This window comes from Streptomyces sp. WZ.A104 (assembly GCF_002382885.1).
GTDB lineage: Bacteria > Actinomycetota > Actinomycetes > Streptomycetales > Streptomycetaceae > Streptomyces.
On record NZ_NWVL01000007.1, the window covers coordinates 102,159 to 117,562 of the forward strand.

Here is a 15,404-nt window from a genome sequence, read left to right on the forward strand (position 1 = left end):
CCAGGTCGAGGCCGCCGTACCCCGAGCAGAGAGACCCGATCAACGGGGTGGCGAGGCTCGGGGCCGTGACGCGTAGGTCCGGCGCGGCTGCGGAGATGGGGTAGATCAAGGCGAGTTCCAGGGGCAGAAGAGGCTGGTGGGGAGGGGGTCTCAAGGGTGGCCGCGCGAGGGTGGTCGGGCTGCTGACAGCGTGGGGAGACGGCTGGCCGGGGCTGGGGGTGACGCGCCTGGGCGGGGTGTGCTGCGGGCGCGGGCGGCTTTCACTCGGTCGGGCGGCGGCTCGGCCGCTGACGGAGCGGATGCCGTGGTCTTCGGAGCCGGACTGCTGTTCGCGGTGGCCCAGCGGGCACGTACCTCGTCGAGCGGACCGAGTTCGTGCAGGGCGTGGTTGATCAGCCGGCCGGGCCCCAGGACCTCGTCCTGGGCCAGGGTCCGGATGGCTCGCGCGGAGGCGGCGGCGGTGCGGGTGACGGAGGAGCGCATCACCCGCTGTCCGTACCAGTCAGCGCTGCCGGGGACCATGCCTTCGCAGACGGCGGTCAGCTGCTCGCTCGACACGGTGCCGTCGGCCAGCAGACCGCGTCGCTGGGCCTCCCAGAGCAGGGTGATCCGGTCGATGGGTTCGCCTCGGTGGTGCAGCGCGCCCAGGCACCGGTAGAGCTGCCCGTGGGTAGGGTCGGCGAAGTCTCCCGGCCGCAGCCAGGCCACCACCTCGCCCATGGCCCCGGGCTGTTCGGCGAGGACGGCCAGGAGGAACCGCTCGTCCTCGGCGACTTGGCCGCTCTGCGCCGGAGGCGGGATGTCTGTGGCGGCAGAGGGCCCAGCGGTGGGTGGGACCGGTCGAGGGTCGGTTCCCCAGCGTCGTGCAAGGTCGGTGAGTACGCCGGTCAGGACGTCCGCCGTGCGCAAGGCTCCCTCGACCTCGCCCTGGACGGCGTCGGCCCGAGCCGCCTGGTGGAGACGGATCGCGTGCTGGGCGACGGTGCGGTGAATCGCCCCCTCCAGCACCATGCGTCCGTACACCGGGGCGTGCTCGGTTCGGGGACATGCCTGGATCAGGGTGTGGGCGTACGCCGCGGTCAGCCCGCGCACGTGCTGTCCGGCCTCCTCGACCGCGTCGGTCACCCACGACAGCGGCAACGGACCATCGGCCGAGAGCGCGGGATGCCCGTCGTTGCGCAGCTTGCGGAGGGCGTCGAACAGCGCCTGGTGGACGGGCCGATAGAAGTGGTCCGCAGCGAGCCACTCCAGGTGCGTGAGCTGCTCGGGGTCGAGGAGTGCGGCACCGAGGACCGCCTGCTCGGCACTCATCAGGGGGTTCACCGCCGGCCTCCGGGATCAACGCAGGGCGCCTTGTCCTGCCGGATGAGGAGGTTGGCGACTGCCTGGTCGGCGGCGGCCATCGACAGCGCGAAGTCGTCCAGGACGGCGGTGAAGGCGGGATCGGAGGCGGGGACCGAGCCTGCCTCGCCGTCGAGCCACCACCGGCCACCGCGCAGGACGACTGGAGCGTGGGCCAACCGCCCCTGCTGTGGTGTGGGCGCGCTCATGCCGACAGTCCAAGATCGTCCTGGCCGATGCTCTTCGCGAGGGCACGCTCGGTGATGGCCTTCGTGGCGCGAGCGGAAGCCGGGCCGACCACCTTGGCGGAGGGCTCCTTGTACCAGGGCTTGAGGTTGAGCATGGCGACGCGGATGCCGGTGGCCAGCAGCAGCACCTTGCCCTTGGGCAGGGCGCGGATGGCGTCCGGCGGAAGGATCCGTTCCGTGCGCATGCTCACCGAGGTGGACTTGCCGCCCTCGCTGGTCGACACCGAGGTGGTCTGGACGTCGTGGTCGCCGACCTGACGGCTGAGCCGGTCGGCGAAGTCCGCGTCGTCGATGCCAGATCCGATGATTTTGATGGTGGCGGCGGAGTACAGGGCGTCCATACCGGCCTCGCCCCAGCACCGCTGGCCCTGACGGTAGGACTGCAGGATCGTCATCGGGATGACGCCTCGGCTGCCCAGGTGGCTGTAGAGATCAGGGAGGTCCGAGATGCGGCAGACGTTCGCTGCCTCGTCGAGGACGCACAGGGCGGGCGGGTCGAGTCGCCCGCCGGAGCGCTCGGCGACGATCACGGCCGCGCGCATCACGGCGTCGGCCGCTGCCGCGATGATCGCGGACGCGCTGCCGCCTCCGTCCTTGCTCAGCAGGTACAAGGTGTCGCGGGACGTGGCGAAGGCGAACGGCTGGAACTCGGGAAGGTCGTCGTTGGGGGTGACCCAGGCGGCGACGTCCGGGTCGAGCAGGCAGCTCGCGTACTGCCTCGCGGTCTCGTAGATGCCGTCGCGCGTTTCGGTCGCGCCGGAGACGGTGCCCTGGAGCTGGGCGGCGACCGCATGGTGGCCGGCGTCGGTGAGCAGGTCCACCGGGGTGCGGTCGGCCGGCATCGCGAGCCAGGCCAGGACGTCGGTGATCGGCCGCCGGTGGGACGCGGCGGCGAGGAAGAGGGCACCGAGGGTGTTGCTCGCGGCGGTGGACCAGAAGTCGGAGCCGCTGGACTCGTCCACGCTCGCGGTCACGAAGTGCCCCGCCAACCTCTTCGCCCCGGCGAGATCGCGGGCGTCAGCGAGGATGTCCCACCACATCTCGCGCGGGTGGTGGGCGATCTGCTGCGGATCGAGGGTCCAGATCGTTCCGACCTCGGCACGGGCGTCCACCGTGGTGGTGAAGGCGTCGTTCGCGGCTTTGTTACTGGTGAGCAGGACCGGGCCCGGTGCCGAGAGGATCGCGGGGATCGCCAGCCCGGACGTCTTGCCGGAACGCGGGGCCATGATCGCGACGATCACGTCCTCCCAGGACGCGCGGACCTCCGCACGGCCGAGATCGAGGGTGCCGAGCAGGATGCCGCGGTCAGCGGGCAGGACCTCTTTTACTCTCCCGGCCGCCCAGGCTCGGGCGCAGGCTCTTCGCCTTGGCGACGATCTCCTTGTCCAGCAGCGGCGCCAGGTCCGCCTTGCGGGCGAGGCCGGATTTGGACCCGGCACGCCACCGCATCCACAGCACGGCAGCGGTGACGACCAGGGCAACGGTGAACAGGGCGGGGACGACGCGGGCGCCGACCATCAGCATGCTGGTGCTCAGGGCCGGCCACAGCACCTCCGGGTGCAGCAGCGCGTCCGTTATGCGGAAGGGGGCCCATGTCCCGCTCCCGACGAAGGTGTTGGTGAGATTTCCGGTCAGCCAGGCCAGGGAGCCGAAGGCCATGGCGGCGCCGAGGATGCCGAACAGGAGGTAGAGGAGCGCGTCCGACCCGGTGGTGGTCGAGGGCGCGCTGGTGCGCGGGGAAGGCACGGCGGTTCCTTGGGTGTGCGAGCGGGCAGGGGCGGGGCGCGCTCGGCTCTCGTGCAGATCATGGGGGTACTCCTGGACGTCTGAGGCGGAACGTTTCAGCGGGGTCGGCCGGCAGAACGAGGCGCGGGCGGAGGTGCTGCGGTGGCCGGCGGACTGCCGGTCGACGGCGATGTTCCGGCGCGCGGCGACGAGGCGCGGGCCGCCCGCTGCCGGTCTGAATCGACGTTCCGGGCAGCGGACGACACAGGAGCAGCCTCGGCACCGAGGACATCGTCGAGCAACTCCCGGCTGCGCAAGACGTTGACCATCTGGTGGTGCCGGGGGTCCGTGCGCTCTGCGGGACAGGCAGCGAGACCGTCCTCGGCGACTTCCAACTGCTCACGGACGTCCTGGAGCATTCCGTACGCGGCTGCCAGTCGGGTCCACGTCTCGAAAGTCGGATGGTGATGCGGGTCGTCGAAGTCGAGACGGGCGCGAGTCCAGTCGGCGGCAGAGGCGACGAGTTCGGTTAGCTCGGGCAGAGCCCCGACCAGTGCGCCGTTGACCTCCTCGATGATGCCCGCCACCTCATCGGGCGAGGCGTCCTCGTGGAGGCGAGACATCATCCCGCGAACCGAGTACGGATCGGCGGAAGCGCTGGGCAGGCGCCTGACCTGCAGCGGCTTGTCGGAGCCCGGTGCCGCGCTGCGGTGGGCGAGCCGGATGTTGTGCTGCATGGCCGCACCGACGGCCTCGCCGATGCTGGAGTAGTACTCGGGCACGTTTGCCTCTTCGGGTGAGTGGTCCTTGACGGGTGAGTCGAGCGGGGGCGCGCGACGTACTGGAGGCCGACGGCGGAGAGGGCGGCCGGGGTCACCGTCGGGGGGTTGAGGCGCGTGGTGGGTGACCCGTCGCAGAGCAAGGCGCCGACGGGGAACTGGACGCCGAGTCGACCTTGGCCTGGTTCGCCGCAGGAGAAGTGGCGAGAGCGGCACCACGGTGATCACGGACGGTCGGTGCTGGGGAGTAGCTCGTCGAAGCGGCGCCGACTCGGCGTAGCTCGGCCTCGGAGTCGACGAGTTCGGACTGGGCCGAGCTGACGAACTCCGAGGCGAAGCCGAACCGGTCGGCGAGCGCATACGCGTCCTCGTCCAGGTCGTTGACCTGTTCTCCCGCTGCTTCCAGCGCCTCCCGGACACGCTCCAGCGCACCGTGCTCGGGGTGAAGGAGGTGGTCGACTGCCCGCTGAAGGCTGGCTCCGTCTTCGGCCGCACGGATCTGGTCCGTGATGCTGAGGAGTTCAGCTCCGGCGGCGTAGGGCCCCAGCGCATGCACCGGAGGGCTCATCCGGGCCGTGTCGAGGGACGGCGGAAGGGTGACTTCATAGCGAGCAGCTCGAAGCATCTCGGCCGCATGGCTGGCAATGGCGACCTGGTCGGCGAGCGGAGTGGTGGTGGGCAGGCGATGGCGTCGGCCGTGCCAGTCGTCGATCTGCTTGAAACTGGCGTGACGGAGGAGCTGCGCGGAGAGGTCATCAGTAGCGCCCTTGGCAACGACGCTGCCGCTGAACTCGGACGTGATGGTGATCGAGGTAGGCACGGAAGCCTCCGGGGCAGAGGGAGCGAAGGACCCGTTGGAGGTGGGCCACTGGGCAGAGCGTCCGGCAAATCCGGGGTTTGGTCCGGCCGAGAATCGCTGGTAGAGGCCGCACAGTGGCGGTCAGCCGGGTGCCCCGCCGCAGCAGGGCACCCGGTCGGTCAGAAGAAGGGATTCTCTGTCGGCCGGTCGGCCCCGGTGGCGGCTCGGAGCAGTTCGGTGAGGTCTTCGGGCTCGGACGACCTCTGGTCTATCCACCACCCGGCACGGGTCACCGTACGAGCGTTCTCCTCGATCTCCGCCCACTCCGCTTCGCTGGTTGTGCCTTCGGTGACCAGCGCGGTGTAGGCATTGGTCAGGATCTGGTGACGACAGCGCACGCCCCAGGGAACGGCCCGCTCGGTCCCCTCCAGGGGAGGCATCCGGTACTGCTCGGACCAGGCTTCGGACGCCGTCTGCTCCTCGGCGCGCTTCGCTTTGAGCCAGGCAGCCTTGTCCTGCTCGTCGCCCTCGTTCGAGGCGCGCCAGCAGTCCGTGCACTCCTGCCTGGCGAGCCACTCGGCGAAGCCGGCGCGTCGGTCAGCCGGTCGGTCGGACAAGTCGCGGTCGGCATGGTGACCGCAGGTGTGGTCGATAGGCCAGATGGTCTTCACTCCCGGGGAATTGCGTTTGATGCGCGATCCGGAGGAGTCGGTGCTGCTGTTCTGCGGCTTCAAGTTGGATTCCTATTAACGGGGGTGGGGTGGTTGGCCTGCAGCGTTGCGGAGTGTCGTGCAACTGATGCATGATTCGCGCAGCTGACGGGCGGGAGGGTTGGGTGGCTGGGGTCGGTCTGAGCGAGGCGTCCGCGGGGCTGGTGCTGCTGCAGGGCGTGTCTCTGCTGCATCCCGAGGACGCGGTCTTCGACGCGATGCTTGAGGGATGGGCGCGTCAGCAGAGGGGCGGGCGCCGCCTGCAGCCGGACACGATCGCGGACCGAGAGGGTAAGGTGCGGCGCTTCGCCGAGTTCGCGAACGCCTACCCATGGCACTGGTCGGCGTCCGATCTGGACGAGTGGACGACGTACCTGATCGGCGAGTTGAAGCGGGCGGAGTCGACGATCCGCGGCTATCAGGGCGCGATCCGGATGTTCTGCGACTACATCACCTCGCCGCACTACCAGTGGCCGGCCGAATGCGAGACGCGGTTCGGAACGCATCCGGTGCAGGTGTGTCATGAGTGGAAGTGCGCCACGAAGCGCTGTTTGTCTGGATGGAGGTGGAAGACCCCATCGGTTCGCCGTCGTAGCGGCGAGCTGAAGCTGGAGGCAGCCTGAGCCGGGGATCGCCGGTGAGGGTGGGAGCAGCCTCGACAAAGTCGCGTCGGTCCGGTACTGCCGGATGGGCCGGGCGCGGTGAGCGAGACGAGAAGGTATACGCGAGGAACCGGTGTTGTTACGCCTCTTGACGTGGAACCAGCTCAAATCCGGCGGATATGGGCTGGGTGGCGGTGCGCACCCGCTCTCTATGAGCGGGGAACTCTTTGCCTGGGTCTTTTCAGTCTGGGGCAGGAGGCCGCGGTGAAGGACTACGGCGTAGTCGCGGCGATACCGCAGGGGCAGAGCCGGGTGCCTAACTCGTCGACCGGACAGCAGTGAACGTGGGAACCGTCCGTGTACGTTGCCCGGCCCCCTCTCAGCCAGAGGGGCGGGTGTGGGGATAGGTGCGATGCCGACCGAAGGCGCGGGCGGGACGGAGCCGCCGTAGTACTCCGAGGCCGGGAGAGCCGGCCACTTGGGGAAGGGCGGCAGCATGTCAAGCAGGGAGGGAAAGCAATGTCCGAAGAAGCGCCGGTGAATACCGGCGCCGTGGTGTGGCCGGATCCTGATTCGGCGGCACTCTCGGTACGGAGGATGCAGACCAAGCTGCATCACTGGGCGGGGGCTGATGCCTCCCGCCGTTTCAGTGACCTGTACAACCTCGTCTACGATCCGGCGTTCCTGGTGCACGCGTGGGAGCGCGTCGCCTCTAACGCCGGGGCGCGGACCCCGGGGATTGACCGGGCCACCGTGGTCCGGATTGAGACCTGGGTCGGGGTGGAGGAGTTCCTGGGCCAGATTCGCGATGCACTGAAGTCCGGCCAGTTCCGGCCGGTAGAAGTGCGGCAGGTGATGATCCCGAAGGGGAACAGCGGGAAGCTCAGAAAGTTGGGCATTCCCACCGTCGCGGATCGCGTGGTTCAGGCGACTCTGAAAGCGGTGCTCGAACCCATCTTTGAGACGGACTTCAAGCCGTGCTCGTATGGGTTTCGCCCTAACCGGCGTGCGCACGACGCTATTGCCGAGATCCATTACTGGGCGTCCAGACCGAGGCACTACCAATGGACGCTGGAGGCCGACATCGAAGCCTGTTTCGATGAAATTTCGCATACGGCTCTGATGAACCGGCTCCGCGTGAGGATCAACGACAATCGGGTGTGCGCTCTGGTCAAGGCGTTCCTGAAGTCCGGGGTCATGACGGCTTCGGGCGACCGGGAGGAGACACTGACGGGCACCCCTCAAGGCGGAATTCTCTCGCCGTTGCTGGCGAACATCGCCCTGTCGGTGCTGGACGAGCATTTCGACCAGCAGTGGCAGCAGGAGATGGGAACCCAGTGGCAGCGCACCAAACGCAGACGTAACGGCCAAGGGCTGTGGAAGCTCGTCCGCTTCGCGGACGACTTCGTGCTCATGGTGGCAGGTGAACGCCACCATGCCGAGGCTCTGCGGGAGGAGGTGGCGGCCGTGCTGGCCCCGATGGGGCTGCGGCTGTCGCCGGAGAAGACCCGTGTGGTCCATATCGACGAGGGCTTCGATTTTCTCGGCTTTCACATCCGCAGGAAGCGGAAGCGGGGAACGCAGAAGCACTTCGTCTACACCATGCCGTCCAAGAAGGCCGTGCAATCGGTCAAGGACAAGGTGAAGGCGAAGACGTACAGGTCGACCCGCCACATGGAGCTGGATGAGCTGCTCGTCAGCCTCAACCGGCAGCTGCGCGGGTGGGCGAACTATTTCCGGCACGCGGCGTCGAAGAGCGCGTTCAACGCGATCGACTCCCTGACCTGGGGACGGATCATGCGATGGATCCGCCATAAGTACAGGCAAGGACGCCATGGACTGGGAATGAACGAGCTGCGCCGTCGCTTCTGCGACCGTGGCTGGAGATTCGCCCACAACGGGGTGGTGTTCACCGGCGCATCCAGCGTCTCGGTGATCCGTTACCGCTATCGCGGCAACACGATTCCCACCCCGTGGCCCCTGAGACCGGCAGCCCCCTCCAGGGCGGGCTGACCAGTGGGCAAGGCATGTGGAGCGCCCGATGCATGGAGACATGCACGTCGGGTGCGGGAAGGCGGCCCAGGGAGACGGGCCGGTGGCAACACCGGAACCGCGCCCTGGGCCGACCTCACTACCGCGGCGCATCTGACCGACTACGAGGGCCGGGCGGAGCGGCGGCCGATGACCCGGGAGGAGATCCAGGCGTTCCTCGATCACGCGGATGCGCAGGTGGAGCGGGCCATCCGGCGGGGCCGTAAGGGAGCGCTGGCGGCCTATCGGGACGCCACCGTGTTCAAGACCCTCTACGGCTGGGGCACACGCTGCACGGAGACCTCGCGGCTGGATGTCACCGACTTCTACCGCAACCCCAAAGCGCCTGAGCTGGGCGCGTTCGGTGCGCTGCATGTGCGTTATGGCAAGCGGTCGAAGGGCTCGCCGCCGCGGCGGCGCATGACGCTGTCGGTGATGCCATGGGCGGTGGAGGCGGTCGCGGACTACGTGACCAACGTCCGGCCCCGGTATGCGGCCGCCGGGGCGAACGCGGCGTTGTGGCTGACCGAGCGCGGTGGACGGCTGCGGGCTCGGGAGATCGAGGACCGGTTCGCCGACTACCGTGACGCGCTGGGGATGGACCGGGACTTGGTGCCGCACTGCCTGCGGCACAGCCACGTCACCCACCAGATCGAGGACGGGGCGGACCCGGCGTTCGTCCAGCGCCAGGTCGGCCACCGGTACCCGTCGACGACAGCCCTGTACACCGGGGTGAGCGGGGACTTCATGAACACGATGATGCGCAAGGTCTTGGACCGGGCCCTGGGCGGCGGAGAGTAGGGAGAGTCGACGATGACGGCGATGTTGGACTACCGCTGGCACCTGCGGGAGGTCATGGCCGCGCGCGGCATGTTCTCCACCACCGACCTGAAGCCGCTGCTGGCTGAGCGGGGCATCGAGCTGTCGGCGAGTCAGACCTATCGGCTGGTAGCCGAGCGGCCGGAGAGGCTGAGCCTGAAGGTGCTGATGGCGCTGCTGGACATCCTGGGCTGCCGGATGGACGAGCTGATCGAACCGGTGCCGGCGGCCGGCAGCATTCGCCGGCGGCGCGCCGCCGGAGACCGCAGCACAGCCGCCGCGGGCGATGGCGGGGTCGGCGAGTTCCGGCCCAAGCGGGCCAGGATCGTGCCCGAGTAGGCCGCGGTGATGGCCGATGAGGAGCTGCCGCGCTATGCGACGGCGCCGGAGGATGTGATCTGCGAGGTCGTGCGGTCGGCCGATGCTTCCTGCCGGGCGCTGGATGTGACCAAGGTGATCACCGCAGTCTTCCGGCACCGTCCGCAGCGGCGGGAGCTGGCCGAGGCGCTGGTGGCGGACCCGGGCCTGCTGACCTCCGGCCGGGGGCAGGGTCCGCGATCGATCGAACGGCTGATCCGGGCGCTGCGTGAATGCGGCGCCACGGGCGTGGTGTTGCCTGGTTGCGGGGACTGCGGGCAGCAGCGGCCGTTGAAGGCCCTGGCCGAGACGGGCCGTATCTGCGGCACCTGCGTCGGCCGCCGCCGGGTGCGCGTCAATCCCTGTGTGATCTGCGGCAGCATCAACTTCGTCGGACGTGACCGCGACGGTCGGGCCCGCTGTCGCAAGCATCCGCCGGATGCCGGGGTGGACCCGGCGTGCGAGCTGGGTCGGCTGCTGGCCGGAGCGACCGGGCTGAGCGAGGAGGCGGTCGCAGAGGCGGTCGCTACGGTGGAGCGGTCCCGCGGTGGCCGGCTGAAGCTGCTGTGGTCGCTGCAGGACGCGCCCGATCAGCTCGGCGGCGGGGATCCGGTGGGGCCGCCGAAGATCTCCGCGCTCGCCCGGGTGCTGGTCGACCTCGGTGCGGTGGGGGTCGTGGTGCCGCTGTGCCCGTTCTGCCGTACCTCCACCCAGCTGCGCTCGCGCCGGGACGGGCTGCGCTGCTGCACCGCGTGCTGGAGCCAGGTCCGCATCGAGTGGTGTGCGCGCTGCCGGCGAGAGCGGCCGATCGGCGGGCGTGCCTTCGACGGCCAGCCGGTCTGCGGCAGTTGCCGGCAGGCCGATGCGTTCAACCGGCGTCCCTGCAGCGGCTGCGGCGAGCTGCGGGTACGCAAGAACCGCACCGCCGAGGGAGGGCTGTGTTACGCCTGTACCGAGGTCCCGGCCGCGACCTGCGCCACCTGCAGGCAGCACCGGCCGTGTCGATACGCGAACACCGCCTCGCCGCGCTGCCTGCCCTGCTGCGCCAAGGCCCGCGAGCAGGCCGTCTGTGTGGGATGCGGGCAGCTGCGGCGGGTGAACAACCGCACCGCTACCGGCGAGCCTTTGTGCGCCAGCTGCGGGGTGAAGCCCAAGCCGTGCACGGGCTGCGGCAAGACCTTCAAGCCGGCCGGCCGCACCAGCGACGGCCGCCCGTTGTGCCAGACCTGCTGGGGCAAGGACCCCGGCGCGCGGCGGCCGTGCACGAGCTGCGGCGCTGTGGAACGGCTCTACCACCGCGGTCTGTGCCCGGGCTGCACCCGCGAGCGCAGCGTGAACGAGGTCCTGACCGGCCCCGACGGCCGGGTGCGCCCGGAACTCGACGGCGTGCGGGCGGCGTTGTTCTTGCCCCCGCCCCGCACGGTGCTGCGCTGGATCAACAAGACCCCCGCCCGCCACGCCGCCTTTCGCGCGCTCGCCGAGGCAGACGGGCCGGTCACCCACGCCGTCCTGGACCGGGTGGCCGACGACGCGGTTGCCGCCCACCTGCGGGCGCTGCTCGTGGCCGGCGGCGCCCTGCCCGAGCGCGATGAGCACCTCGCCCGGCTGGAGGCGTGGCTGACGCGCACCATCGCCCGCGTCCCCGACCCGGAAGAGCGCCGGATCCTGTGGCGCTACGTCCGCTGGCAGCCGCTGCGCCGGCTGCGCCGTCTTCCGCCCGGCCGGCACGTCACGCACGGCCAGGCCGACGCCGTCCGTATGGAGATCCGCAATGTCGTGCGACTGCTGGAATGGCTCCACCCATCCGGCACCGGCCTTGCCGACTGCACCCAAGACGAGCTCGACGCCTGGCTCGCCGACGGTGCGCCCCAGCGCACCCTGGTGCGCGGCTTCGTACGCTGGACCTCCCGCCACCACCACAGCAAACCCCTGACGGCGCCGCTCTACACCAGCAACCTCGCCGCCCAGGTCATCGCCCAGGACCAGCGTTGGAGACTGGTGCGCCGCCTGATCAGCGACACCGAGCTTCAGACCACCGACCGCGCGGCCGGACTGCTGTTGCTGCTGTTCGCCCAGCCTGCCGCGCGCATCTGCCGCCTGACCGCCGACCACGTACTCGACGACGGCCACACGCTGCGTCTGCGCCTGGGCCGCCAGCCCGTGGACATCCCCGCCCCGCTGGACGACCTCATCCGCGAACTGGCACGCCGCCGACGCATCCGGGCACCGGTTGGGCCGGAGCACGGGGAGCGCTGGCTGTTCCCCGGCATGTACGCCGGACGCCCCCTCGAGCCGCACAGCCTGGGCCGCCGCCTGAAGAACCTCGGCATCCGGCCCCGTGTGGCCCGCAACTCCTCCCTGATGGATATCGCCTCCGAACTCCCGGCCTACGTCTTCAGCCGGCTGCTGGGCTTCAGCCAGTCCACCGCCGACAACTGGGACACCGAGGCTGGCGGCTTCGGCCCCGCCTACGGCGCAGAGCTGAGCCGCCGCACCACCACCGATAAGTTCACGCTTCCCTGAATTCAGGATGTTGTGTACTGTCGCGGTGTGCTGACACTCGCCGCTGACATCGACGTGCTGGCGCGGTTCGGTCGCGCCCTGGCCGACCCCATCCGCTGCCGCATCCTGCTCGCCCTGCGCGAGGCCCCGGCCTACCCGGCCGACCTCGCCGACACCCTGGGAATCTCCCGTACCCGGCTGTCGAACCACTTGGCCTGCCTGCGCGACTGCGGCTTGGTCGTCACGGCCCCGGACGGACGGCGCACCCGCTACGAGCTCGCCGACGAACGTCTTGGCCACGCCCTGGACGACCTGCGTACCGCCGTCGTGGCGGTCGAGGCAGACCGTGCCTGCGTGGATGCCGACGAGAAGGGGTGCTGCTGAATGACCGCGATTTCCCTCGGCCCCAGCCCGGCCCGCCGCGACGCCCTGGCCCGCTGGATACGGCTGCTGGTCGCCGCGACCATCGCCTACAACGTCATCGAGGCCATCGTCGCGATCACGGCCGGCACTGTCGCCTCCTCCACCGCGCTGATCGGCTTCGGCCTCGACTCCGTCATCGAGGTCTCCTCCGCAGCGGCGGTCGCCTGGCAGTTCTCCGCCACCGACCAGGCCGTCCGCGAAGCCCGCGAACAGCGCACCCTGCGGATCATCGCCGTCTCCTTCTTCGCCCTCGCGCTGTACGTCACCGTCGACTCCGTCCGCGCGCTGACCGGCACCGGCGAAGCCGACCACTCCATCCCCGGCATCGTCCTCGCCGCGCTTTCCCTGGCGATCATGCCGTTCCTGTCCGCAGCCCAGCGCAAGGCCGGCCGCGAACTCGGCTCCGCCTCCGCCGTCGCCGACTCCAAGCAGACCCTGCTGTGCACCTACCTCTCCGCGGTACTCCTGGCCGGCCTGCTGGCGAACCTGCTGTTCGGCTGGGCCTGGGCCGACCCGATCGCCGCCCTGGTCATCGCCGTCATCGCCGCCAAGGAAGGCCGCGACGCCTGGCAAGGCAAGGGCTGCTGCGCCCCCACCGCCGACCACACCCACGCAACTCACGCCGATGCCTCCGGCTGCACCGACGGCTGCAGCTGCTGCTGAGCCACCCGCCGGCACTACCGCCGTCCGGAACGCTCGCCTACCTTCCAGCCCACCGACTGAAGCCGCGAGCATCCGGCACAGACACTGCCTATTCCGCAGGTCTTGATAGCCGGACTTACCAACAACGGCCATGGAAGGGCCTCCTTGAGGAGTTGGATCAGCGGTCGCGGGAGTACGCGACGCGGGGGTCAACCGGCCGGACCGCCGGTGTGGTGACGGCGGCGGGGACCGGCGCCCTGCCCGGGATACCGGCACGGGCCGGGCTGGCGGCGAGCGCGGCGGCGCTCAATGGAGACGCGCGGGCGGGACCACGGCCGCGCTCGCGGCCGGCGGTCGGCGTGGCAGCAGGGCGGGGCCGAGCCGTCACCTCTTGAGCGAGGCGTGGCTGCACTGCGACCTGGAGCCCTGAACGGTGCAGGGCCACCGTGGCGGCGGCGACTTTCCCCAGCGCCTCGACGCGATCGGTGGTCGCGGGGAGCGTGTAGATGTCCAGGCTCGAGTTGTGCCGCCAGCCGTCGTCCACCAGCGCCAGCCCGCTGAGGCCGGAGACACGGTCGTCGAGGGCTGCGGCGATGCCGAGCTGTGGGTGATCGGCGAAGGCGACGTCTGGTTCACCGAGCGGACCGCGGTCGCGTACCCGTGCCGTGTCGGGCGCCGGTGCAGGGTCAAGTGCGGCGTCCACATCGACCTGGTAGCCGGCCTTGCGCAGCAGCTCGATGGCCTGGCTTGTACGGCCGTGTCCGTCACGGTTTTGGTCGGCCAGCGCGTACAACGTCGGCTGGTCGGGGACGGGATGGAAGTCGAATCCCTTGAGCATCCAGGTGCTGGCCGCGAGGTTCTTCGGGTTCGCGGCGACGATGCCGTGGACGGGGTGGTGGCCGAAGGCCAGGTCGGGCAGCACGTCGTAGTGGCTGGGCATGGCAGATCCATCCGAGGCGGGTGCGGTTGCAGGTGCGGGCGACGGGCGGATCAGTTCTGGGGGTGCGGTGCACGGAGGACTCCTGGAACGCGGTCGGTCAGAGCCGGGGAGCGGATGAGGAACTGGCCGACGGCGGCGCGGTCCGCGTGGAGGACTCCGGCGGCGGACCGGTCGGGAGCACGCGCTGGCCGACCGACGGCGAGGAGGCGAGAGCGACACTCGCCCGGGATGGAGCGGAGCCGGGCGGGAGCACGGTGGCGGCGCGCGCCTTGCCGGAACGTTCCTGCTCCTGGCGTGTTGGCACGCCAAGGTGGTCCAGGCGGGCGTCGACAGCGGAGAGGAGGTCCGGCACGCTGCCGCCGTGGCGCGCATGCGGACCGTCCGGCTCGGAGTCGTAGATCACCTCGTAGACGGCGGGCTCGGCGGACCGGTGGCGGGTGACCATCCAGCTTTCCGGGGACTCGGGATGCTCGGAGGGTGGCTCCTGCGGCGGCGAGATGATCAGCGAACTGCCGTCGGGATGCTCGGCGTGGACGATGTAGTCGCTGAGGCCGTACTCGACGGTGCCCTCCAGGCCGCGCTGCCCCAGCGCGGACCAGAGGGCAGCCTGAAGGCGACGCGGATCGGACACGGGGGTCGGGGGCGAGGTTTCGAGGTGCATGGAGTTCTCCGATGCGAACATCCCGCCGCACGGCGGGAGCCGACGGGGCGTGGAGCTTGAAGAAGTGCGGTGGTCCATGAGGATCCGGTGATCGGGCAGTTTGGCGCTGCCGCGACTGCGTGCTAGGGATCACCGCGAGCGACCGGGAGCCGGCGGATGCGATGCCGGCGGGAGCTGGGGCGAAGCAGGTGATACGGCAGGGGCGTTGCGCGTCGAGCGGGTCAGGGCGGCGCGAGCCCGCTCGGTCTGCGCCGGCCGTTCGGTGTCCGCTCGGTGAGCGAGGTATTCGCCGACGCGCACCAACGCTGGTCCCTTGGAACCCAGTTCGTGTGAGTAGTGCCAGCCTTCGGTGTTGCGGTGCTCCTCGGCACGCTCCTTGTAGAGGTGGAGCACGCTCGGCTGCGAACCGTCCATTAGCGCCATGACGCCGTCCCATTCGTGCCGCAGTTCCTCTGCCCGGAACAGGATGGTGTCGATCCCGCGTATCCGACGGAGGTCGTCACTGATCGGCCCCTCGACGTAGTCGGGGCCGTCGGCGGCGGCGCGGACCCCGGCCAGCACCTCGGGTCCGTGGTCGAGGAACACTTCGGCGTGCTTCCACGCTTCGGCGTCCCGCTTGACCTTCCCGTCCCCGTAGACCTTGTCGTCCAGCGGCCAGCCGTCCGCGTCGCAGAGGGAGTCCGAAACCGCGTCCCAGGCGTCGCACGCCTCGTTGATCCCGGCGGCGGCCGTGGCCAGTGCCGGGAGGTGCCGTTGCCACGCCAAAGGGTCGGTGGCCTGCGACGGCTGGTTGTCGCCGGAGGAAGCAGTGGAAGAAGAAGACAT

15 protein-coding genes and 1 pseudogene are annotated in these 15,404 nt (G+C 70.0%); 7 read left to right on the plus strand and 9 right to left on the minus strand.

What is annotated here, in order from left to right:
• Positions 1 to 150 precede the first annotated feature (150 nt).
• The 6 genes and pseudogenes from CIB93_RS05775 to CIB93_RS05805 all read right to left on the minus strand — a co-directional run bounded on the left by CIB93_RS05775 (position 151) and on the right by CIB93_RS05805 (position 5,584).
• Positions 151 to 1,323 carry a DnaB-like helicase N-terminal domain-containing protein gene (locus CIB93_RS05775; RefSeq protein ID WP_179499988.1) on the minus strand — a complete coding sequence of 391 codons (1,173 nt, stop codon included), beginning with the start codon at positions 1,321 to 1,323 and terminating at the stop codon, positions 151 to 153.
• Complete coding sequence (locus CIB93_RS05780; protein WP_096624749.1) at positions 1,320 to 1,550, minus strand: hypothetical protein; 231 nt, start codon at positions 1,548 to 1,550, stop codon at positions 1,320 to 1,322. Before CIB93_RS05780 ends, CIB93_RS05775 begins: the two co-directional genes overlap by 4 nt.
• Positions 1,547 to 3,335: pseudogene (locus tag CIB93_RS05785) on the minus strand (type IV secretory system conjugative DNA transfer family protein). The gene CIB93_RS05780 and the pseudogene CIB93_RS05785 overlap by 4 nt, the downstream one beginning before the upstream one ends.
• Positions 3,336 to 3,430: 95 nt before the next feature.
• Positions 3,431 to 4,096, minus strand: a complete 666-nt coding sequence (locus CIB93_RS05795) for a hypothetical protein (protein WP_096624753.1) — start codon at positions 4,094 to 4,096, stop codon at positions 3,431 to 3,433.
• Positions 4,097 to 4,187: 91 nt separating this feature from the next.
• A complete protein-coding gene (locus CIB93_RS05800) occupies positions 4,188 to 4,913 on the minus strand; it encodes a hypothetical protein (RefSeq protein WP_096624755.1) in 726 nt (241 codons plus the stop codon).
• Positions 4,914 to 5,071: 158 nt separating this feature from the next.
• Positions 5,072 to 5,584, minus strand: a complete 513-nt coding sequence (locus CIB93_RS05805) for a hypothetical protein (protein WP_257002053.1) — start codon at positions 5,582 to 5,584, stop codon at positions 5,072 to 5,074.
• Between the two features lie 143 nt (positions 5,585 to 5,727).
• Here CIB93_RS05805 and CIB93_RS05810 point away from each other — a divergent pair, with 143 nt between their 5' ends.
• The 7 genes from CIB93_RS05810 to CIB93_RS05840 all read left to right on the plus strand — a co-directional run bounded on the left by CIB93_RS05810 (position 5,728) and on the right by CIB93_RS05840 (position 12,999).
• Entirely contained in the window at positions 5,728 to 6,225 is a 498-nt protein-coding gene (locus CIB93_RS05810; RefSeq protein WP_257002042.1) for a hypothetical protein, read from the plus strand.
• Positions 6,226 to 6,723: 498 nt separating this feature from the next.
• Positions 6,724 to 8,217, plus strand: coding sequence for a group II intron reverse transcriptase/maturase (ltrA, locus tag CIB93_RS05815; protein ID WP_096624757.1), 1,494 nt, complete (start codon positions 6,724 to 6,726; stop codon positions 8,215 to 8,217).
• Between the two features lie 51 nt (positions 8,218 to 8,268).
• The gene (locus CIB93_RS05820; protein ID WP_257002043.1) at positions 8,269 to 9,036 is read left to right on the plus strand and encodes a tyrosine-type recombinase/integrase; all 768 of its coding nucleotides are present in this window, start codon (positions 8,269 to 8,271) and stop codon (positions 9,034 to 9,036) included.
• A 12-nt stretch (positions 9,037 to 9,048) separates the two neighbouring features.
• Positions 9,049 to 9,393: a helix-turn-helix transcriptional regulator gene (locus CIB93_RS05825; protein ID WP_096624758.1), complete on the plus strand. Its 345-nt coding sequence runs from the start codon at positions 9,049 to 9,051 to the stop codon at positions 9,391 to 9,393.
• A gap of 9 nt (positions 9,394 to 9,402) precedes the next feature.
• Complete coding sequence (locus CIB93_RS05830; RefSeq protein WP_096624760.1) at positions 9,403 to 11,934, plus strand: hypothetical protein; 2,532 nt, start codon at positions 9,403 to 9,405, stop codon at positions 11,932 to 11,934.
• Positions 11,935 to 11,961: 27 nt separating this feature from the next.
• On the plus strand, positions 11,962 to 12,297 hold the full coding sequence (locus CIB93_RS05835) for a helix-turn-helix transcriptional regulator (RefSeq protein ID WP_096624762.1): 336 nt from the start codon (positions 11,962 to 11,964) through the stop codon (positions 12,295 to 12,297).
• The gene (locus CIB93_RS05840) at positions 12,298 to 12,999 is read left to right on the plus strand and encodes a cation transporter (RefSeq protein WP_096624764.1); all 702 of its coding nucleotides are present in this window, start codon (positions 12,298 to 12,300) and stop codon (positions 12,997 to 12,999) included.
• Between the two features lie 157 nt (positions 13,000 to 13,156).
• Here the strand turns inward: CIB93_RS05840 and CIB93_RS05845 are convergent, their stop codons facing one another.
• The 3 genes from CIB93_RS05845 to CIB93_RS05855 form a co-directional block, all read right to left on the minus strand.
• Entirely contained in the window at positions 13,157 to 13,918 is a 762-nt protein-coding gene (locus CIB93_RS05845; protein WP_096624766.1) for a hypothetical protein, read from the minus strand.
• Positions 13,919 to 14,015: 97 nt separating this feature from the next.
• On the minus strand, positions 14,016 to 14,579 hold the full coding sequence (locus CIB93_RS05850) for a hypothetical protein (RefSeq protein WP_107470942.1): 564 nt from the start codon (positions 14,577 to 14,579) through the stop codon (positions 14,016 to 14,018).
• Positions 14,580 to 14,708: 129 nt separating this feature from the next.
• Entirely contained in the window at positions 14,709 to 15,404 is a 696-nt protein-coding gene (locus CIB93_RS05855; protein ID WP_239105453.1) for a hypothetical protein, read from the minus strand.